This window comes from Malaciobacter marinus (assembly GCF_003544855.1).
GTDB classification, from domain to species: domain Bacteria; phylum Campylobacterota; class Campylobacteria; order Campylobacterales; family Arcobacteraceae; genus Malaciobacter; species Malaciobacter marinus.
The window spans coordinates 2,664,731-2,686,297 of the sequence record NZ_CP032101.1 but is presented as its reverse complement, the minus strand read 5'-3'; the positions used below and the strand labels follow the sequence as shown (position 1 = coordinate 2,686,297).

The 21,567-nt window shown below is 26.4% G+C and carries 15 protein-coding genes and 3 tRNA genes; 12 read left to right on the top strand and 6 right to left on the bottom strand.

From position 1 onward, the window contains the following. Nucleotides 1-133: 133 nt before the first annotated feature. The gene (locus AMRN_RS12950) at nucleotides 134-1,477 is read left to right on the top strand and encodes an anaerobic C4-dicarboxylate transporter (RefSeq protein WP_099311835.1); all 1,344 of its coding nucleotides are present in this window, start codon (nucleotides 134-136) and stop codon (nucleotides 1,475-1,477) included. 55 nt (nucleotides 1,478-1,532) lie between these two features. Here the strand turns inward: AMRN_RS12950 and AMRN_RS12945 are convergent, their stop codons facing one another. The 4 genes from AMRN_RS12945 to ilvD all read right to left on the bottom strand — a co-directional run bounded on the left by AMRN_RS12945 (nucleotide 1,533) and on the right by ilvD (nucleotide 6,665). After that, entirely contained in the window at nucleotides 1,533-2,753 is a 1,221-nt protein-coding gene (locus AMRN_RS12945) for an ArsS family sensor histidine kinase (protein ID WP_099311837.1), read from the bottom strand. Beyond that, the gene (locus AMRN_RS12940; RefSeq protein ID WP_191282205.1) at nucleotides 2,750-3,430 is read right to left on the bottom strand and encodes a response regulator transcription factor; all 681 of its coding nucleotides are present in this window, start codon (nucleotides 3,428-3,430) and stop codon (nucleotides 2,750-2,752) included. The genes AMRN_RS12945 and AMRN_RS12940 overlap by 4 nt, the downstream gene beginning before the upstream one ends. Before the next feature lie 10 nt (nucleotides 3,431-3,440). Then, on the bottom strand, nucleotides 3,441-4,856 hold the full coding sequence (locus tag AMRN_RS12935; protein WP_099311839.1) for a Do family serine endopeptidase: 1,416 nt from the start codon (nucleotides 4,854-4,856) through the stop codon (nucleotides 3,441-3,443). Between the two features lie 120 nt (nucleotides 4,857-4,976). Then, nucleotides 4,977-6,665 carry a dihydroxy-acid dehydratase gene (gene ilvD / locus AMRN_RS12930; RefSeq protein WP_099311841.1) on the bottom strand — a complete coding sequence of 563 codons (1,689 nt, stop codon included), beginning with the start codon at nucleotides 6,663-6,665 and terminating at the stop codon, nucleotides 4,977-4,979. 200 nt (nucleotides 6,666-6,865) lie between these two features. Here ilvD and AMRN_RS12925 point away from each other — a divergent pair. The 9 genes from AMRN_RS12925 to AMRN_RS12885 all read left to right on the top strand — a co-directional run bounded on the left by AMRN_RS12925 (nucleotide 6,866) and on the right by AMRN_RS12885 (nucleotide 15,493). Continuing rightward, nucleotides 6,866-6,952: transfer RNA gene (locus tag AMRN_RS12925), tRNA-Leu, on the top strand. 12 nt (nucleotides 6,953-6,964) lie between these two features. Next, a tRNA-Ser gene (locus AMRN_RS12920) sits at nucleotides 6,965-7,053 on the top strand. A gap of 93 nt (nucleotides 7,054-7,146) precedes the next feature. Beyond that, on the top strand, nucleotides 7,147-8,067 hold the full coding sequence (locus AMRN_RS12915) for a DMT family transporter (RefSeq protein WP_099311843.1): 921 nt from the start codon (nucleotides 7,147-7,149) through the stop codon (nucleotides 8,065-8,067). A 33-nt stretch (nucleotides 8,068-8,100) separates the two neighbouring features. Next, nucleotides 8,101-8,176, top strand: a tRNA-Cys gene (locus tag AMRN_RS12910). A gap of 219 nt (nucleotides 8,177-8,395) precedes the next feature. Next, nucleotides 8,396-8,953 (top strand): hypothetical protein, encoded by a 558-nt coding sequence (locus AMRN_RS12905; RefSeq protein WP_099311845.1) that lies wholly within the window; start codon nucleotides 8,396-8,398, stop codon nucleotides 8,951-8,953. A 1-nt stretch (nucleotide 8,954) separates the two neighbouring features. Continuing rightward, nucleotides 8,955-11,399, top strand: a complete 2,445-nt coding sequence (locus AMRN_RS12900) for a molybdopterin-dependent oxidoreductase (RefSeq protein WP_099311847.1) — start codon at nucleotides 8,955-8,957, stop codon at nucleotides 11,397-11,399. A 66-nt stretch (nucleotides 11,400-11,465) separates the two neighbouring features. Then, nucleotides 11,466-12,182, top strand: a complete 717-nt coding sequence (locus AMRN_RS12895; RefSeq protein ID WP_099311849.1) for a response regulator transcription factor — start codon at nucleotides 11,466-11,468, stop codon at nucleotides 12,180-12,182. Next, a complete protein-coding gene (locus AMRN_RS12890; protein WP_099311851.1) occupies nucleotides 12,172-13,839 on the top strand; it encodes an ABC transporter substrate-binding protein in 1,668 nt (555 codons plus the stop codon). Before AMRN_RS12895 ends, AMRN_RS12890 begins: the two co-directional genes overlap by 11 nt. Continuing rightward, entirely contained in the window at nucleotides 13,817-15,493 is a 1,677-nt protein-coding gene (locus AMRN_RS12885) for a sensor histidine kinase (protein WP_099311853.1), read from the top strand. The genes AMRN_RS12890 and AMRN_RS12885 overlap by 23 nt, the downstream gene beginning before the upstream one ends. Before the next feature lie 31 nt (nucleotides 15,494-15,524). On the opposite strand, the gene AMRN_RS12880 is transcribed toward AMRN_RS12885, so the two are convergent. Next, nucleotides 15,525-17,648: a sensor histidine kinase gene (locus AMRN_RS12880; protein ID WP_099311855.1), complete on the bottom strand. Its 2,124-nt coding sequence runs from the start codon at nucleotides 17,646-17,648 to the stop codon at nucleotides 15,525-15,527. Between the two features lie 163 nt (nucleotides 17,649-17,811). Between AMRN_RS12880 and AMRN_RS12875 the strand changes: the two genes are divergently transcribed. Together AMRN_RS12875 and AMRN_RS12870 are read left to right on the top strand one after the other, a co-directional pair. Beyond that, a complete protein-coding gene (locus AMRN_RS12875) occupies nucleotides 17,812-19,698 on the top strand; it encodes a sensor histidine kinase (RefSeq protein ID WP_099312604.1) in 1,887 nt (628 codons plus the stop codon). Between the two features lie 12 nt (nucleotides 19,699-19,710). Beyond that, nucleotides 19,711-20,748 carry an AI-2E family transporter gene (locus AMRN_RS12870; protein ID WP_099312605.1) on the top strand — a complete coding sequence of 346 codons (1,038 nt, stop codon included), beginning with the start codon at nucleotides 19,711-19,713 and terminating at the stop codon, nucleotides 20,746-20,748. Here the strand turns inward: AMRN_RS12870 and AMRN_RS12865 are convergent. Further along, nucleotides 20,745-21,449 (bottom strand): response regulator transcription factor, encoded by a 705-nt coding sequence (locus AMRN_RS12865; protein ID WP_099312606.1) that lies wholly within the window; start codon nucleotides 21,447-21,449, stop codon nucleotides 20,745-20,747. The genes AMRN_RS12870 and AMRN_RS12865 overlap by 4 nt on opposite strands. Between the last annotated feature and the right edge of the window lie 118 nt (nucleotides 21,450-21,567).

The window sequence follows — 21,567 nt, the reverse complement described above, 5'->3', positions numbered from 1 at the left end:
TCTTAAAATATATTTAAAAATTAAATTAAGTATATATTTTTATATATTCTTTACTTTGTCATATTAATGACATATTGAGTTATTACAATTCCAGTATGAATAACCATTCATATATGGAAAAAAAGGACAAATTATGGAATTTACAATTCAATTAATCATTGTTTTGGCTGTATTATTTCTAGGTGCTAGAAAAGGTGGATTAGCACTAGGATTATTCGGTGGTATTGGTGTTGTTATATTAATCTTTGGATTTGGAATGGAACCTGGGAATCCTCCAATTAAAGTAATGCTTGTTATGTTAGCAGTAATTACTGCTGGTGCAACACTTCAAGCTTCTGGAGGTTTAGATGTTATGCTTCAATTAGCAGAAAAGTTGTTAAGAAAACATCCTAAACACATTACATTTTTAGCTCCATTGACTACATTAACATTAACATTTTTATGTGGTACTGGACATGTTGTATATACAATGTTACCTATTATTTATGACATTGCAGTTAGAAAAGGTGTTAGACCTGAAAGACCAATGGCAGCAAGTACAATTGCAGCACAAATGGGTATTGTAACTTCTCCTGTATCAGTTGCTGTTGTTTCATTAGTAGCAATGTTATCAGGTCATGCTATGATCAATGGAAAAGAGTTAGATTTAGTTCAATTATTATCAATAACTATTCCTGGTGCAATTTGTGGTGTTTTAGTTGTTGGTTTTTGGAGTATGTTTAGAGGTAAAAATCTAGAAGATGATGCTGAGTTCCAAGAAAAATTGAAAGATCCAGAAATGAAAAAATACATTTATGGTGAGGACAAAACATTATTAAATAATAAATTGCCTCAAACTCAATGGAATGCAATGTGGATATTCTTAGGTGCAATTGCAGTTGTGGCAATTTTAGGTGCTTTCCCTGAGCTTAGACCTATAATAAATGGAAAACCTTTATCAATGGTTTATGTTATTCAAATGTTCATGTTATCAGCAGGTGCTATAATATTTGTTGTAGCAAAAGTTAAACCTTCTGATATTTCTAGTAATGAAGTGTTTAAATCAGGTATGGTTGCACTTATTGCGGTTTATGGTGTTGCTTGGATGACTAAAACAATGTTTGGTGCACATATTGGTGATATCAAAGAAGTACTTGGTGGAATTGTTGCTCAATATCCATGGGCATATGCAATAGTATTAATATTAGTATCTAAACTTGTTAATTCACAAGGTGCTGCATTAGCTGCAATTGTTCCAATTGCACTATCTGTAGGTGTTGATCCTGGTGTAATTGCTGCATTTGCTGCTGCTTGTTATGGATATTATATCTTACCAACATACCCAAGTGATTTAGCTGCAATTAGTTTCGATAGATCAGGAACTACAAGAATTGGTAAATATGTAATAAACCATAGTTTTATTGTTCCAGGGATACTTGGAGTAGGTACTGCATCAACTGTAGGATTTATTTTAGCAAAAATATATGGATTAATTTAATAAAGTCTTAAAAAGTTTAAAGAGAAATCTTATTCTCTTTATTCTTTTGTGAAATTTAGGCTGTTATGATTGAAAAGTAATTATAACCGTCTTTATATGAGTAGTTTAGTTTATATTTATGCATATTTACAATAGTTTTTACTATGTAAAGGCCAAGTCCAAAGCCATCTGCTCTTTTTTCTTCTTGTGAAAAAGGTTCAGTATAATAATCAAGCTTATATTTTAGTTTGCAACCTTTAGAGATTACATCAATTCTTTTCTTATCTACTATTACACTTACTTTTTTATCTGTTGAAAATTTAATCCCATTATCAATCAAATTTTTAAGAGCTACGCTAAAAAGACTTATATCAACTTCAAAAGTAAAATCATTTATCTTTGAAGAGATATTTGATGATTCTATCATCATAATTTCAAGAGTTTTTTTATAAATATTAAAAAAAGAGGTAACTTCTTTATATATTACAGATGTTTTAGACGTGATTCTTTCAACTGTAGCAAGCTCTTTAATAATATCATCCATTCTTTTAAAAGCTTTTTGAAGCATCATTTTACTTCTTTCATCTTCTAAAGTTTCTGCAATGAACATAGCCTTTGTAATTGGAGTTTTTAGTTCATGCATCATATTTCTCATAAAAAGATTTTTTGATTCTGTTTGATTATTTATAAGTGTTATTGCCGCATCAAAGTTTTTTGCAATTTCACCAATTTCATCATTTGATTTTGGTTTAATTTTTATATCTAAGTTACCTTTTGAAAATTTTGTTATCTCACAATTTAACTCTTTAAGTGGTTTTAGTTTTCTTTTTAGAATGATATATAAAAATAAAATAGTTGATAAAGATAAAACTAATATCAAAATAATTACTGCAATATTATATTTATTTGAATGTAAATCTTTTAACATTAAATTATATCCAAGTTGTTGTGCATATAAATAGTATTCAGAATCATATAAATATATTCTGTAAGTTCCCAAATAAGTTTTTTTTATTGAGAGTGCATATCCATAATTTAGTATATTTAACTTCTCTTCTCTACTTTTTACTTGTTTTACTTTAAATTGTTCATAAAGTTTATCTAATTGACTTTTTGAGGGTTTTTTATTGAAAACGGAAAGAAAGTTTTCTGCTATAATTTCATATCTATTTTTTTGCATTATTTGATGTTTTTGCATATCAAGATTTATAAATAGTGCAAAAGTAATTAAAATAGCAACAACTGCAATTGTAAAAATAGCATTAATAAAACTAGAAATAGATATGTTTTTAATCATATAAGTTGATATCCAATTCCTCTAACAGCTTTAATATAAGTTTTAGAATCATCTATTTTAGAGATTTTATTTCTAATTCTTGAAATTATTACATCAATATTTTTTAAACTACTATCATCTTCAATATGTTCACTTGCATAAATGAAATCTTCTCTTGCAACAACTGCACCATTTCTTTGAATAAGTAATTTTAAAATATCAAACTCTGCTAGTGTTAAACTAAGTGTTTGCTGTTTTAAACTAATTTGCATATCATCACTTTTTATCGTAAATGCAGTATTATTTGTAGTTTGTTCAACAGGTTCTTTTTGTGTAGAGATTCTTTTCAAAATAGCTTTTATTCTTGCTTGAAGCTCTCTTGGATTATATGGTTTTGGCAAATAATCATCGGCACCTCTTTCAAGCCCCATAACTTTATCTAGTATATCATCCCTTGCACTTGAGATAATAATAGGAATATCAGAAACCTTTCTGATTTTTGGTATTAATTCAAGACCATCTATTTCAGGAAGTGTTAAATCTAAAATTAATAGTTCAAAATCTTTTTGTATTTCTAGTGTTGATAGCCCAAGGTAAGGGCTATCAAAATTTGTTACTTCAATATCAAATGATTTTAAGTAATCACTGATGATTTGAGCTAATTCTAAATCATCTTCAATCATTAGTACTTTTATTATGACATATCCTTTATTTTATAACTAATAAAATAGTTTGCCCGTATCTATTTACGTAAACTCTTTTATGTTTATTATTATACTTTCTGATTGCTTGTTGCATGTTTACAAAAGATTCAATTTCCATATCTTCTATTTGAACAATTACATCACCTGGTTGAAAACCAACTTTTTCAGCTCTTGATTTTGGTTCAACTTCTGTGATTAGTACACCTTTTATATTTCTGTTGATTCTAAATTTTGCCATCATATTTGTATCAAGTTCTGCTAATCTTAATCCACCTAAGAACTTACCATTGTTTGCAGTTGATACTATAAGCCCATCTCTATTTCCTAAAACAATATTAAATGTATAGTTTTTCTTGTCTCTTTCTATTTGTAAAGTTATTTTTTGATTTGGCTTAAAAGATGCAATTATATTTTGTAAATCAGCTCTGTCTTTTACAGATTTTTTATCTATTGAATAAATTAAGTCACCTCTTTTTAATCCGTACTTTTCAGCTGGTGTATCAGGTGAAATATCTAAAATTAATGCACCTTTTTTGTGATTATATATTCTTGTTAGTTTTTTATCTAAATCACCAATAACTACACCTAGGTAACCTCTTGTAACTTTTCCATCTTTTATTAGTTTTTCAACTACATCTTTTACCATTGCAACAGGAATTGCAAAACCAATACCATCATTTCCTCCACCTTTAGAAATAATAGCACTATTTATACCAATCAATGCACCTCTGCTATCAATTAATGCCCCACCTGAGTTTCCAGGATTTATAGAAGCATCTGTTTGAATAAAGTTTTCATATCTATTGATTCCAACTTTATTTTTATTTAATGCTGAGATTATACCTTGAGTTACAGTACTTCCAATTCCAAAAGGATTACCCAAAGCAAAAATTATATCACCAATTTTTAGATTATTTGAGTAGCCTATTTTTATTGGTTGAAAGTTGTTACCCTCTATTTTAATAACAGCAACATCGCTATCAGCATCTTTCCCAATTACTTTTGCATTGTATTCTGTAGGATCATCACCTATTGTTACTATAATCTCTTCTGCGTTTTCTATTACATGATTGTTTGTAACAACATAACCATCTTTTGATAATATTACTCCAGAACCAAGAGATCTTTGAATTCTACTTTGTTGGAATTGATTTCCAAATTGATCACCAAAAAATCTTTTAAAAATAGGATCATTAAACATTTGTAATGGAAAGTTTTCCATTGCATTTACATGTCTTTTTGCAGAGATATTAACTACTGATTTCATTGCATCTTTAACGCTTGAATTAAAAGATAACAACTCTGTTGATGAAGTAGGAGATACTCTTTTAGTATCTTTTTGAGCCATATTAAAATCAATAGAGTTTGCAAATATATTAGTAGCTATTAGTGTTGAAATTATAAATAGTTTTGATTTCATATTTGTTCCTTTTTTTATTTTATTGTAAAAGTATAAGCTTTTAGTGTAAACTAATTTACAATCAAAGGTTAACAAAGAGTTAATAAAAGTAAAGAAAGGAAGTTTTCCTTTCTTTTTTAATTATAAGTCAGATTTTAAAATTGCTCCAGAACTTGCGTTTGTAACTAAACTTCTATATTGTCCTAACCATCTTGAGTTAAGAGGTTTTTTAAGTGGAGTAAACTCAGCTTTTCTTTTTGCTATCTCTTCATCTGATAAGTTTACTTCTAAGATATATTTATCAACATCAATATGAATTTCATCACCATCTTTTAATAATCCAATCATGCCACCCTCAGCAGCTTCTGGACTTACGTGACCAATTGAAGCACCTCTTGTAGCACCACTAAATCTACCATCAGTAATAAGTGCAACTTTATCTCCAAGTCCCATTCCCATTATTAATGAAGTAGGGGCAAGCATCTCTTGCATACCTGGACCACCTTTTGGCCCTTCATATCTAATAACAACAACATCTCCAGCTTTTACTTTCCCCTCAACAATACCTTTTATAGCTTCAGGTTGTCCATCAAAACATACAGCCTTTCCTGTTAATGCTCTATCTCCTGTAATTCCAGCAGTTTTAATAACAGCTCCTTCTTTTGCAAGGTTACCATATAAAATTGCAAGTCCACCAACTTTGCTATAAGGGTTATCAATTGTGTGAATGATATTTGTATCTTTAATATCTGCATCAGAGATTCTTTCTAGTATTGATTCTCCTGTGATTGTAAGATTATCAAGTAAGATATTGTCACCTCTTTTACTCATCTCTTTCATAACAGCATTTACTCCACCAGCTTTGTTTATATCTTCCATATGAACAGTACTTAAAGATGGAGAAATTTTTGCAATATGAGAAACTCTTTTTGAAATTTCATTGATATTTTCAAGATTGAAATTAACATCTGCTTCTTTTGCAATTGCTAGCATGTGTAAAACTGTATTTGAACTTCCACCCATTGCCATATCAACTGCAAAGGCATTTTTAACAGCATTTTCATTTAAAATATTTTTTAATTTAAATTTTTCTGTTTTTTGTTTATCTTTTGCTATTTCACAAATTCTTCTTGCTGCTTTTTTATACAGCTCTTCTCTTTGAGGTGTTAAAGCTAAAATAGTTCCATTTCCAGGTAAGGCAATACCCATAGCTTCCATAAGTGTATTCATAGAGTTAGCTGTAAACATACCTGAACATGAACCACCACTTGGACATGCATTGCACTCAATATCTTTTAACTCTTCCTCGTTCATATCCCCTTTTTCATATTTACCAACTGCTTCAAATGCTGTTGCTAAATCAATAGGGTTTCCATCTTTTGTGTAACCTTTTGCCATAGGACCACCAGAAACAAATACAGTAGGAACATCAACTCTTAATGCACCCATAATCATACCTGGTACAATCTTATCACAGTTTGGAATTGCAATCATTGCATCAAGTTTGTGTGCATTCATAACTGTTTCAATTGAGTTTGCAATTAATTCTCTTGATGGAAGTGAAAATAGCATACCATCATGTCCCATTGCTATACCATCATCAACACCAATTGTATTAAATTCAAATGGTATGCAGCCATTTGCTCTAATCTCTTTTTTTATAATTTCTGCTACTTTATTTAAAAAGAAATGTCCTGGAATTATCTCAATAAATGAGTTTGCAACTCCAATAAATGGTTTATCAAAATCTTCATCTTTTAATCCTGTAGCTCTTAATAGTGATCTGTGGGGAGTTCTCTCAAATCCTTTTTTTACTTCATCACTTCTCATATTTATCCTTTAGTGTAACTATAATTATTATAATTGAGATTATACTAATTTTGGTGTTTTATTTAGATAAAATATAAAAAAAAAGAAATTTTTTAATTTTTTTAAAAAAACTCTTGACAAATAAAAAATTTTCTATTATAATTCCAGTCCAATTTAAGAATAACAACTTTTAAAGATGTTAAAACTTAAGTTTAAAATGTGCGAGTGTGGCGGAATAGGTAGACGCGTGGGACTTAAAATCCCATTCCGGTTTCGGAGTGTGAGTTCGATTCTCACCATTCGCACCATTATAATAGTGTAGAGAGTTGACAGAGTTGGTCGAATGTACCGGTTTTGAAAACCGGCGAGGTTAACGCCTCCGGGGGTTCGAATCCCCCACTCTCTGCCACTTTTATTACTTAAGATCTCCCCTTTTTTTACTTTATAAAATATTATTTATACTTTGATTTTAAAATAAGCTACTTTAATTATAATACACCTCATGAAAACAGATATATTACAACAATCAAAAAGTGTAAATAAAGGTATGTTATTTATGCTATTAGCTGTTTTGCTTCTTCCTTTTACGGATGCAATCGCAAAATACTTATCAACATCACTTAGCCCAACTCAAATTGCATGGATTAGATTTTTTATGCAAGTAGTATTTATTTTTTTAATTAGCCTTTTTATAAAACAAAAAATTGAAAAATTTAGACTTTCTTATATTTTCTTAGGGCTTTTTGTTTCACTAACTATAATACTTCTTTTTTGGGGGCTTAGATATTTGCCCTTAGCAAATAATATAGCTTTATTTTTTATTGAACCAATGGTACTTACAATTTTATCAGTAATATTTTTAAAAGAGAAAATCTTTTATAATCATATAATTGCTGTATTAATAGGTCTAGTTGGAACTTTTATAATTATAAGACCAAATTTTGCTTTATATGGGATAGCTTCATTTTTACCTATTGCTTCTGCTATATGTTATGCTTTGTATCTAATGTCTATTAGAATGGCTTCAAATTTAGGAAATAGTATTAGTTTACAGTTTTGGGTAGGTGTTGTAGCTACTTTTTTCTTATCAATTGTAATATTATTTGGTGAGAGCTTTAATATTGAAGTTTTTAGTTTTCATAAAATTGATAGTTCAATTTGGTGGATTTTACTAATTTTAGGTATAGGAACAACAATAGTACAACTTCTTGTTTCAAGTGCATTTTTTCATGCAAAAGCTTCAACACTTGCATCATTTCAATACTTAGAAATAATAAGTGCTACTATTTTAGGATGGCTGATGTTTAATGAAATTCCTGATAGGTTTACAGTTCTAGGAGCAATGATTGTAATTTTTGCTGGAATATATTTAGTAAGACACGAAAGAAAGGCAAATAAAGCCCAAAATTTAAATCAAAATTAAGAAATCTTTGCTATAATTCTATTCCACTTTTTTGGAGGTATAGCAAAGTTGGTAATGCCCGGGATTGCAAATCCTGTATGCGTCGGTTCGAGTCCGGCTACCTCCTCCACTAATTTCAATAAAAATCCCAAAATACTTTTTACAATTAAATCAAAAAATAAATTATTATTTTATATACATATCTTCCCTAATCCTACATAATTTTAAATTTTACTATAATTCTCAGTTTTATATATTAAATTTAAGTAAAAATTTAAATTTACAAGTTTTCCAATTTTTATCCTAGCTTTTTTTGTTAACATTTTTTATCACAAAAAAGGAGTGAGAAATGTTTAAGAAAGGTATTGTGTTAATACTATTTGCCATACCTACTATGCTTTTTTCAAAGGAGTATGCTTCTAAAAATTTAGAAATACTTTCTATGAAGAATGAACCTGTAGGAGTACTTTATAAAGGTGCTAAAGTTAATGAGAATAAAGGTGATTTTACTTTATCTGGCTGGGTAATGGATGGAAATGAATATATTATTTTTTATTCAAGCAAAGATAGAATTAAATTGGCACGTCTTGAAGATGAGTTTACAAAAAACATGAAAGTTAGTGAAACAAAAGAAGATGTTTATGGTGTAAAATGGAAAAAAATTGATATTGATTTTAAACTAAAAAACTCAAAAGCATTAGTTACTAATGAAAATGAACTATGGAATAAAGAGGAAGAATTATACCAAAGATGTGGTTCTTGCCATAAGACATTTGAAGCTTACGAATACACACCAAATCAATGGCCATCAATCATGAAAACAATGAAAACTAATGCAGGCTTTTCGAAAAAAGAAACAAAAGCTGTTAGTGTTTATCTTCAATACGAATCATTAAAGGGGAAATAAGATGAAAACTTCAAGAAGAAATTTTATTAAAACTACTGGTATTTTAGGACTTTCAGCTCCACTAATGGGAGCAAACATGTCTTTACTTGAGAAAAGTAAAAAAGTTGTAACTGCTACACATTGGGGAACTAGTTTAGTTACTATAAGAAATGGTGTAATTACAGATAGTAAACCTTTAGATGTAGACGCACAACCTTCAATTATGGAAAAAGCATTAAAAAGTAGAACATATAATCAAACAAGAGTTGAGTATCCATATATAAGAGAAGGTTTTTTAAAAAATAGACATAAAAGTGATACGACAAAAAGAGGTAAAGAAAGATTTGTAAGAGTTTCATGGGAAGAAGCAAATCAAATTGTTTACGAAGAGTTATTACGAGTTCAAAAAGATTATGGAAAAGATTCAATTTATGCAGGAAGTTATGGTTGGTTTGGAGTTGGGAAATTAAATAACCCTCAAACACTTCTTAAAAGAATGCTAAATACTTGTGGAGTAAACTTTGTCGATTCAAAAGGAACATATTCAACTGGGGCTGTTAATGTAATTGCACCTTATGTTATTGGAACAAATCACCACCACAGACATACTTCTTTAGATTTAGTTGCAAAACATACTGATAATATTATCTTAATTGGTAATGATATGGTTAATACAAATGCAATTGATTGGAATGCTCCTGCACATAAAGCTTATTTAAAATATGAAAAAATTAAAGAAGCTTCTAAAAAAAGAAAAATGAATATTATTTCAATCGATCCACAAATTACAGATACTTCAAAATATTTTAATGCACAAAATATTCAAATTATTCCAAATACTGATGTTGCTTTATTTATTGGTATTGCAAACTACTTATATAAAAATAATTTACATGATAAAACCTTTCTAAAAAGATATACTGTAGGTTTTGATCAGTTTAGTGAATATATAGTAGGGAAAAAAGATAATATAGATAAAACTCCTAAATGGGCATCTAAAATAACTGGTATAAAAGAAGATGAGATAATAAATCTTGCAGAAACAATGGTTAATGGAAGAACAATGTTAATGATTGGTTGGGCACTTCAAAGAGGTGATCATGGGGAACAAACACATTGGATTGTTTATACTTTAGCTGCAATGTTAGGACAACTTGGTAAAGATGGAGGAGGATTTGGTTCATCATATCAATATTCTAATAATGGAGCAACTTTATATAACTCACCAGGTGTTCCAGGTATTACAGCTGGAAAAGCTAAGTCATTAGGTACTGGTTCTTATAATACTTCATTTTCTACTAAAGCTATACCTGTTGCAAAAGTTTCAGATATGCTATTAAATCCAGGGAAAAAGATTGAGTTTAATGGAGAAGAAGTTGAATTTGCTGATATCAAATTAGTTTATTGGGCAGGTGGAAATCCAATGCATCATCAACAAGATAGAAATAAAATGGTAAAAGCTTGGCAAAAACCTGAAGTAATAATTAATCAAGACCCATATTGGACAGCAAGTTCTAGAATGGCTGATATAATTCTTCCTGCTACAACAGAAATTGAAAGAGATGATATTGTAGCAATTGGAAGTAAAAGTGGGGCTGGAATTGTTGCAATTAAAAAAGGAATAGAACCAATTGAAGAATCTAAAAGTGATTATGATATTTTTAGAGATATTTGTAAAAAATTTGGTAGAGAAAAAGAGTTTACTGAAGGAAGAGATCAATTAGGTTGGGTAAAACATTTTTATGAAAGTTCTATAAGACAAGCAAAAGCAAGAAATATCAAACTTCCATCATTTGAAGAATTCTGGGAAAAAGGTTATGTAGAATTTAAAGAAAAAACATCTCAAGCAGATACTTTTAATTATATGGAAGATTTTATTGAAGATCCTTTAGAAAACCCTTTAGGTACACCTTCAGGAAGAATAGAAATATTCTCTAGAAAAATTGCATCATACAAATATGATGATTGTTTAGGACATCCTGCTTGGTATGAACCAGCAGAATATTTAGGAAATAGTACTAAAGATTATCCTTATCATTTAGTATCTCCTCACCCAAAATTTAGACTTCATTCTCAACTTAATAATACAATATTGAGAAATGTTTATGAAATTAAAGGTAGAGAACCTATTTATATTCATCCAAAAGATGCTAAGAAAAAAGGCATAAAAGATGGTGATATTGTTTTAGTTTCTAGTAAAAGAGGTAAAATATTAGCAGGAGCAATAATTACAAAAGATATTCGAGAAAAAACAGTATTAATTTTTGAGGGTGCTTGGTATGATCCAAAGTATATAGAAGGTTTAGGTACTATTTGTGTTCATGGTGATGTAAATGTATTAACTTTAGATAAAGGTACTTCAAGATTAGCGCAAGGTAATATTGCACATACGACTTTGGTTACTTTTGAAAAATATACAGGAAAAATCCCTCCAGTAACAGTATTTTCAAAACCAGAGATTATTTAAAATTTAAAAGACTCTAGTCTAACTAGAGTCTTTCATTTAATATTTTGATGCAATAGTCTATAATAGTTGATTGAAAAAGGAGAGATTATAGAAACAATAGCATTAGAAAAAATAAAAAAAATATCCGTTCTTTATGTCGAGGATGAAAAATATATTAGAGAGAAAGTAGCAGATACTCTTAAGTATTATGTAAAAAATATATATGTATCAAAAGATGGGCAAGAAGGCTATAAAACTTATCAAGAAAAATCTCCTGATGTAATTCTTTGTGATATTATGATGCCTATTACAAATGGTATTGAAATGATAAAAAGAATTAGAGAAATTGATTCTAAAACTCCCGTTGTTATGATAACTGCACATACAGATAAAAAGTATCTTCTTGATGCTGTTAAACTCCATTTGGAAAATTATATTGTAAAACCAGTCACTCTAAAAGATTTGTTAAATGCTTTATCTTTATGTGTAAATAAAATTCATCAAATGAATTCAGAAATATACTCTTTGTTAAATGGCTATAGATTTGACTTAGACCACAAAGTATTAACATATAAAGATGAGTCTATAAAACTAAATAAAAAAGAGTATATGTTTTTAGAGCTTTTATATAAAAATAGACATAGGGTTGTATATTATGAAGAACTTCAAGAAAATGTGTGGGGTGATAGTGTTATGACTGACAATGCTATTCGTTCAGTTGTTAGTAGTTTACGAAAAAAATTACCTAAAAATCTTATTATAAATCTTTCTGGTATTGGATATAGGCTAGATTATGATATATAAAATTTTATTTTATCTATTTTTTATTAATATAGCTTTATTAAGTGATACAAGGTATAGGGAAGATGATGCACATAAAATCTCTCTAGCAAAACAAATTAAAGGTTCACATATAAAAGTTTTTATACCTACTATGCCATATTTATATTTGTCAAAACTTATAAATGGAACACTAATCCGTTCTGCTGATAATGAAAATGGGTGGGAGTTTATGTTAGCAACGAATTTAAAAAGAGTTGGCGATTTAGAGTATATATTTACTTTAAGAGATGATGTGAAGTTTCAAGATGGTACAAAATTTGATGCAAAGTCAGTAATTGATAATTTTGAAGAGTTTATGAAAGGTTCAATGCTTTATAAACCTCTTCGTAGTAGATTGGAAAAAATTGAAAAATTAGCATCTAATAAAATAAAATTTACTCTAAATAAGCCTTACGAATTGTTTTTAGATAGATTAACTAGGTTTAATTTTTTTTCTTCTGTATATTTAAAGAAATTTGGATGGGGTATTGGAAATATTGACACTGCTGTAAATACTTTAGAACCTGGGAAATATGGTCTTGGTCCATACATCCTTGAAGAAGGATATGCTACAGGAAGAGAGCAAACTGCTATTATTAAAATTAGAGCCAATCCTTATTATTATGAAAAAAACAAACCTTATATTGAAAAAATAACTATATATACGGAATTATCAAATGAAGAAGTATTAAATATGGCATTAAAAGAAGAGGGTGGATTAGATATTTCCCCAATACCTTTTAATAAAAAAGTTGAAACAATTCTTTCTTCATATTCAAAACTAGTTACCTCAAAATCAAAACACAATATATCTATATTATTTAACTTACTAAAAAAAGACACATCTTTAAAAGATAAAAGAGTTAGAATAGCTTTAAATGAAGCAATTGATCAAGAAAAGTTATTGAAATTTGTTTACAAAGGAGAAGGACAAAAATCTCCTACTGCTGCAAACACAAATTACTATTCTGTTAATTTAGCTACTAAAGATTTACTTACACATCATGAAAAGATGATAAATGAAAAAAATGAAACAAAAAAATATCTAAAATCAATACTAAATGGTTTAGAATTAAATGTTTATACTATGGATAGATATATGTTTTTATGGAAAGGAATAGAGTTCCAACTGCTACAATATGGTGTAAAATTAAACTATATAATTACAAAAAGTGAAAAAGAGTTATTCTCTCAACTTTTTTCAAATATTAAAAATCCTAAAAAATGGGATATGATAACTTTAGGTACAGAATCTTGGTCAAGTAATAATCCTTGGACAGTTTTTTTTCATTATAGAATAAACAATATTTGGTCAGCAATTGATAAAGATGAATATTTATCAGAGTTGATCAATAAATACTCAGAAGTTAAGTTTAACAGTGAAGAGTTTTTAGATGTTGTTGATAATATAATACATAGAGTTTATGAAAAAGCATATACCTTAGCTGTACCTTCTCCAAATATAGTTTTGGCAGTGAATAAAGAAGTTGATTATGTTCCTCCTAAAGTATTAATTATGCCTTTGTGGAATACTAAGATTACACCTTTTCATCATTCAATAAGAAAAACTAAATATAGTAAAGATAGGATGCTACCAATTTTACCAAAGGTTATAAATGAAAAAACAACTAAAGATTAGAACAAAATTCATTTTTTTAGGAATTGTTGGTACGATAGCTTTGATTATCAATGTTTTTATGGCAATTGATATTAGTAAGTTAGGATTAAAAAGTGTTAATGATGTATTTAAAGATTCAACTGAAGTTCAAAAAATACAGCAAGAGTTAATTGCTCCAATGTATTATTTAAGAGAACTATCTTTATCTTTAGTAATTGCTCCAAATGATAATATTCGAGATAATATCAATATAAAATTAGAAAAAGTATTAAATAAATTAGATGAAAAATTTAAATTAGAAAATAAGCAAATAAAAAATGAGTGGTTTTCTTATAAAAAAAGACTTGAAGTTACAAGAGGATATATAAAAAAAGGTTTTGAAGAGGGAGCTTATATAAATGTAAATGATGATGAAAGAAAACAGTTTTTTATTTTAATAAGAAAGCTTTTAAATAAACAATCAAAAGAGTTACAAAAGTCATCTCGTACTTTTGAACAAGCAAAAGAAAATATAACAACAAGTAGGTTTGTCATTATTTTGGTATCTTTAATTTTAGGTATCTTTATTCTTTTTTGGGGATGGTTTGTTATTGTAAAAATTGCAAAATCAATAGAACAATTAAAAAAAGGTCATATTAAGTTTTTCAAGTTCTTAAAAGATAAAAATAGCGAAGATAATATCGGAATTATTTTAGATAGTGATGATGAATTAGGTGATATGGCTAGAATTATCAATAAAGAGATGGAAGAAGCAAAAGATGCTTTACATAAAGATTTAGAATTAATCGAGTCTGCAACAAAAATGTTAGAAGAGTTAAAACAAGGTAATTTGAATAGAAGAATTTTTGCAAATGCAAAGTCAAAAGAATTGAATTTATTAAAAAGAGTAATAAATGAAATGGTTGATAATTTAGAAAATAAAATACAACAAGAAATTAACCAAAGAATGCAACAAGAAAAATTATTGACCCAACAATCAAAGCTTGCTTCAATGGGAGAAATGATAGGAAATATTGCACATCAGTGGAGACAACCTTTAAGTGAATTAAATGCTATATTAATGAATGTTGAAACAAGATATAAATTTGGTGATTTTGATGATAAATTTATTGAAAATAGTGTTTTTGAGTGTAATGAGATTACAAGTTATATGTCAAATACCATAAGTGATTTCCAAAATTTCTTTAAACCTTCAAAAACAAAAGTAAACTTCAATATTACAAAAGCATGCAATAAAGCAATTGGTATTTTACAATCATCATTAAAACATCATAATATTAAATATAAAGGTAGTTGTGAACAAGATATATTAGTTTATGGATATCCAAATGAATTTTCTCAAGCAATTTTAAATATTTTATCAAATGCAAAAGATGTATTAATTCAAAGAAATGTTGAAAACCCATACATTCATATTGATGTAACTATTGGCAAAAAATATACTTTGATTCATATAAAAGATAATGGAAGAGGAATAGAAGAAAAATATTTAGATAGAATTTTTGAACCTTATTTTACTACAAAACATGCTAAACAAGGAACGGGTATAGGTCTTTATATGTCTAAACAAATAATTGAAGGAAATATGGATGGAATTTTAAAAGTAAGAAATAATAAAAAAGGAGCTTGTTTTACAATAAAATTGAAAAATAGTAATGACAATTATAAAGAGTAGTTAAACTCTTCAATTATAAAATATTAAAGAGTTATTGTTTTGTATTTTCTAATTCTTCATTTAAATTTAATTTAATTGTAAAAACTGCACCTTTGTACTCTTTATCTTTATATATAAAGGTTTCATTTTTATGACTTAATGTACCTCCCATATGTTTTTCAATTATTTGTTTAGACATATAAAGACCTATACCCGTTCCTTTATCTTCATCTTTTGTTGTAAAATAAGCATCATAAAGCTTTTCTTCAATTTCTTTACTTATCCCTCCAGCATTATCTTTAATTTGAATAATAACACTATCTTTATCTTTTTTGCTATTAATAAATATAAACTTCTCATTAGATTCTAGTTTTAATAATTCATCTCTTGCATTATTTAAAATATTCAAAATAACTTGTGTAAATTCATTTTCCAAGTTCAATATTGTTGTATCTTCTATCTCTTTTACAATTTGAATACTTTTATTTGTAAATTGTGCACTTACTAATTTTAAAGCTTTATTTATTATAAATTCAAGTGTAAAATTTGTTTTTACTTTATATGGTTTGAAAAAATTTCTAAAATCATCAATTGTTTTAGATAAATATTGTGCTGAATTATTAATTTGAGTTAATCCATTAATTAACTCATCATCTTTTAGGATATGCATCTCTTTTTGAATTTTCATACCTGTTGAGGCTGTTGTAATATTTGATAATGGTTGTCTCCATTGGTGCGCAATATTTCCTATCATTTCTCCCATTAAAGCCATTTTTGATTGCTGCGCTAAAATTTGTTCTGTTTTAATTCTTGAATTTACTTCTTCTTCAACTTTTTTATTTAATTGAGTATTTAATTCTTGAATTTCTGTTATATCTATTGCTATACATAAAAGATAAGTTCGTTTAAAAATATTGTAAAATGGTATTTTAACTCTTATCATTTCAAAATAGTACTTTTTTTCAGTATCAATATAAAATTTCTCTATGGTTTTTAATTTACCTTTTTCTAAGGCAAGTTCATCTTTGTCTTTTGAGTTTAAAGAGATAGGATTTAATATATTATATGAATCTTTTCCTATTAGTTGTTCTTTTCTTTTAAGATTATAAAGGTTAAGCATCTCTTGATTTACTATTATAAACTTTCCATTATTATCTTTTATAAAGAATGGATGGGGAATAGAATTTACTATATAATCAAGTAAAATAACATGTCTTGATTGGATATATGCAATTATAAGAGTAAAAGGAAAACCTATTAATGCTACTAAGAAAAACAGTGATAGTATATCTTTTTTTGTTTCTTTTATTGATGCATTATAAAATTTTTTCTTTATTGATAATATAATAAAAAAATTATGATCTGTTAAGTTGATTTTTTCTACATAATAGTTATTTTCTAAATCAAGTGTATTTTTTTTAATCAATGAGTCAATATTTTTAATTTCATCTTCTACTTTATAGTTAGTACTTAATTGGGTACTCCATGATTTATGACTATTTGGATGAATGAGAAATCTTTTTTCTTTATCCATATAATAAATATCGAAAAGTTTACTTTTTGTGATTTTATCAATTAAAACTTGTGCATTAAAATTTATAATAAATATACCTTCAAATCTTTTTTTCAATATTATAGGAGTTGAAACTCTTATTGTTGGTCTAAAAGGTTTTTCTATTTTCTTATTTTCAATATTTAAGTCTAAATTTGAAATATAAAACTCATTATGATTTAAATTTTTTGTTTTTTGAAAATAATATCTATTACTTTTATTTTGTAATTTCTTAGGTTCAATGATTTTATTATTAATATTTCTATCTATTCTAATAATCTCTTGACCTATTCTATTTATGTATCTTATTTGAAAAATTGAATGGTTTGCTTTTATAAGAATATCCATTTGTTTTTTTAAAGATTTTATATCTTTATTTTGATTTTGTTCTTGTATAGACTCAACTAGTGCACTTAGAGTATTTTTATATCTTTGAATAGTTTTTTCAATAGTTAATTTATTTTCTTTTATCTCATAATTAGCAAATTGTAGATTTTTTTTATAAATTTCTTCTTTTTGATAAGAAATTAAAAATAAATATAAAAAATATGAAATTATAGCACCAATAATTAAGATGCCAGCCATTGAAGTAAGTACATGTTTAAAATAATTGTTTTTTAACATGGTTAGCCTTTTATATTCCAAACTACTAACATCTTATAAAAATAAAAGTTAAATTAAATTAAAATATTTTTATTAAACTATAATTTGAAGTTTGTATTTTTTTAAATTAATAGATAATTTGTAAAAATTTGATAAAATAAAAATAAAATAAAAAGAGTTATATGTGAATTATAAAAATGAAAAAATATTAACAAAAATTATTAGATATAGTTTACCTTTATTGACAATAGTTTTGTCATTAGTAATTACATTGCTTTTATACTTAGAAAATAAAAGAACATATGAAAAAGAAAAAAATATATTAAATAGAACATATATAAAAAAGAATAAAAAATTAATTCAAGAAGAAGTACATAGAATTTATGATTATATTACGCATATGCAAAGATCTACAGAAAAAGATTTAAAAGAGTCAATAAAATCAAGGGTTTATGAAGCTCATGCTGTTGCAACTAATTTATACAATAAATACAAAGATAAAAAATCAAAAGATGAAATCTTTGAAATAATAAAAGAGACTTTAGGCTCAATGGTTTTTAATAATGGAAGAGGTTATTACTTTATAGATGATAAAACAGGAACAAAAAAGCTTCAATCTTTAAATAAGAAGTATGAAGGAAAAAACTTATCAAATTTTGAGGATGCAAAAGGTTATAAGTTTGTAAAAACAATAATAAAAACAATAAAAGAAAAAAGTGAAAGATTTGATACATATTATTGGTATAAACCCAATGATAAAAAACCATACAAAAAAATAAGCTTTTATAAATATTTTGAACCTTATGATGTTGTTATTGGTACAGGTGAGTATATAAAAGATTTTGAGAAAGAAGTAAAAAAAAGAGTTTTAGAGTATGTTAATTTAGTAAGATATTCAGATTTTGGATATATATTTATAATTGATTATGATTTTAATTATTTGAGCCATATTAGAAAAGATAACATAGGAGAAAATGTATTAAATATTGAAGATGGAAAAAATATCCATAGAGTACTCAAAGATATGAAGATTATTGCTCAAAATGGTGAGGGATATTACTCTTATATTCAATATAAAAAGCCAAAAACAAATCTACCAACTAGAAAAATTAGCTTTGTTAAAGGTTTGAATAATTGGGATTGGATGATTGGAACAGGGTTTTATCAAGATGATATAGAACAAAGTTTAATGAAAAAAGAAGAAGAATTAAATGAGAAGTTTTTTTCATATATTACTAATGTAATCATTGTTTCAAGTGCATTGTCTTTACTGTTTTTAGTAATTTCAATATATATATCTAAACTTTTAGAAGATAAATTTAAATCATATAAAAAAGAGATTGAAAATCAACAAAATGTTTTAGCTCAACAATCAAAAATGGCAAGTATGGGAGAGATGATTGCTAATATAGCACATCAATGGAGACAACCTTTATCTATTATTTCAACAGCAGCAACAGGAATTAGTTTTCAAAAAGAATTAGATAATTTAACGGATAAAGAGTTTTATGAAGCAACAGCAAAGATAAATGATTCAGCACAATATCTATCTAAAACAATTGATGATTTTAAAAACTTTTTTAGTCCTACAAAAACAGAAGTAGATTCAAATATAAAAGAGTTATTTAATAAAACTTTTAAACTTTTAGAAGCACAGTTTAAAACAAAAAGTATTTATATAATACAAGATATTGAAGATATAAATTTTAAAACTTTAGAAAACGAATTTTTACAAGTATTGATAAATATTTTAAATAATGCAAGAGATGAACTTATAAAATATGAGCATGAAAGATATATATTTATAAATGCAAAAAAAATAGAAGAAAATCTTAATATAGAAATTTACGATAATGCTGGTGGAATTAATAAAAAGTTTATTTCAAAAGTATTTGAACCATATTTTTCAACAAAAGATAAAAGTATTGGAACAGGAATAGGTCTTTATATGAGTCATGAAATAATTTCTAAGCATTTACATGGTACATTAACAGCAGAAAATACTAAGTATGAGTATAAAGATGAACTGTATAAAGGTGCAAAGTTTACAATACAAATACCAATTTATTAATTTAGGACAAAAATGTTAGAAAAAACAAATTTGAAATATTATTTTTTTTATATAGCAACTTCGGTTATTATAGTAGCTGGATTTAAAGCTGCATCAGAAGTTATTATTATACTTTTATTAGCAATATTTATTGCTTCAATTTTATCAGCTTTTTTAAATTTTTTAACTGCAAAAAAAATTCCAAAACTTTTAGCATATATGATTTTGATCTCTGTATTAGCAGTATTAATATTACTTTTAACTTATATGTTGAATTCTTCTTTAACAAATTTTGCAACCAATCTACCCGATTATGAACAAAAAATAAAAGATTCAATTGTTTTACTGATAAACTATGCTCAAGAGTTTGGCTTTACAGTAAATAAAGATGAAATTTTAAAAGCTATAAATTTCAGTTATTTTTTTAAATTTACTACAGATATAATTGGAAATATAGGCTCTATTTTTTCAAAAGCTTTATTGGTTTTCATAGGAGTTGCTTTTATTTTATCAGAAACAAAAGTTTTTGAAAAAAAGTTAAAAGTTATATTTAATAAAGATAAAACAAGATTATTAAATTTTAGATTATTCTCTCAAAATCTTCAAAAATATTTTACTGTTAAAACTTTTACTAGTTTTTTGACGGGTAGTTTTATTTTTATCACATTATTTTTCTTTAATATTGATTATCCAATACTTTGGGCAGTTGTTGCCTTTTTGTTTAACTTTATTCCTGTTGTAGGCTCAATAGTTGCAGCAATTCCAGCTGTTTTATTATCACTTGTTGCAGGAGATTTTGAAGTTACTATTTGGTTAATTGTTATTTATATGATTGTAAATATAACAATTAGTAATGTTTTAGAGCCTAAATTTATGGGTAAAGAACTTGGTCTTTCTCCTATGATAATCTTCTTTTCTCTTATTTTTTGGGGGTGGATACTGGGAATTGTAGGAATGTTTTTAGCTGTTCCAATTACTATGACTTTAAAAATTGCCTTTGAATCAGCTAATAATACAAGATGGATTGGAGTATTACTCTCAGATTTAAGTAGAAGAAATTCTAGAATTTAATCTTTGATATTTAATCTATATCCTATTTTAGAAATATTTACAATAGAGTCTTTGCTTATTTTATTTCTTAATTTATTTATTAAGTTTTTAAAAGCAGACTCTGTTACTTCATAAGAGTTTTCCCAAATTTGATTTTTTATCTCTTCATAAGTAACTATTTTATTTTTATTCTTTATAAAAAGATTTAGTAATTTTAACTCTTTTGGTGTTAATGGTATTTTTTCCTTATCAATAGTTAGTAACTCTTTATTTAATACATTAAAAAATAATTTTTCATTTATTTTTATCATATAATTACCGTTATTTATCAAATCTTTTGTAGCTTTTAAAAGTGCTTGAATCAATGTTTCATAATCAATAGGTTTTGGTAAATATTCAACAACTTTATATTTTATTGCATCAAATAAATATTGTGTTTCAATATAAGCTGTAAGCAAAATGATAGGTATTTTTTCATCTTTTTCTCTTATTTTTTTTATTAATTCAATTCCATTCATGTTGGGAAGATTGATATCTGTGATTATTATATGCACAGAATTTTTTTCATAATAATTAAGTAATTCCTCAGCAGATTGGAAATCTATACAGTTATTACAAAGAAGATTTAGTGTTTTGCTCATATTTTCTCTAATATTTTTTTCATCTTCTACGTATGCAATAGTAAGGCTATTGAGAATTTCATTAATTTCTTGATTTTTCAAGCATATCCTTTATCTTCATAGAATAACGTTTTTTATTATATAATATATTAATTTAAGTTAGTTTAAATACAAAATCTGAAATAATTTTGAATATTATTCAAAAAATATAAAGGTAAGA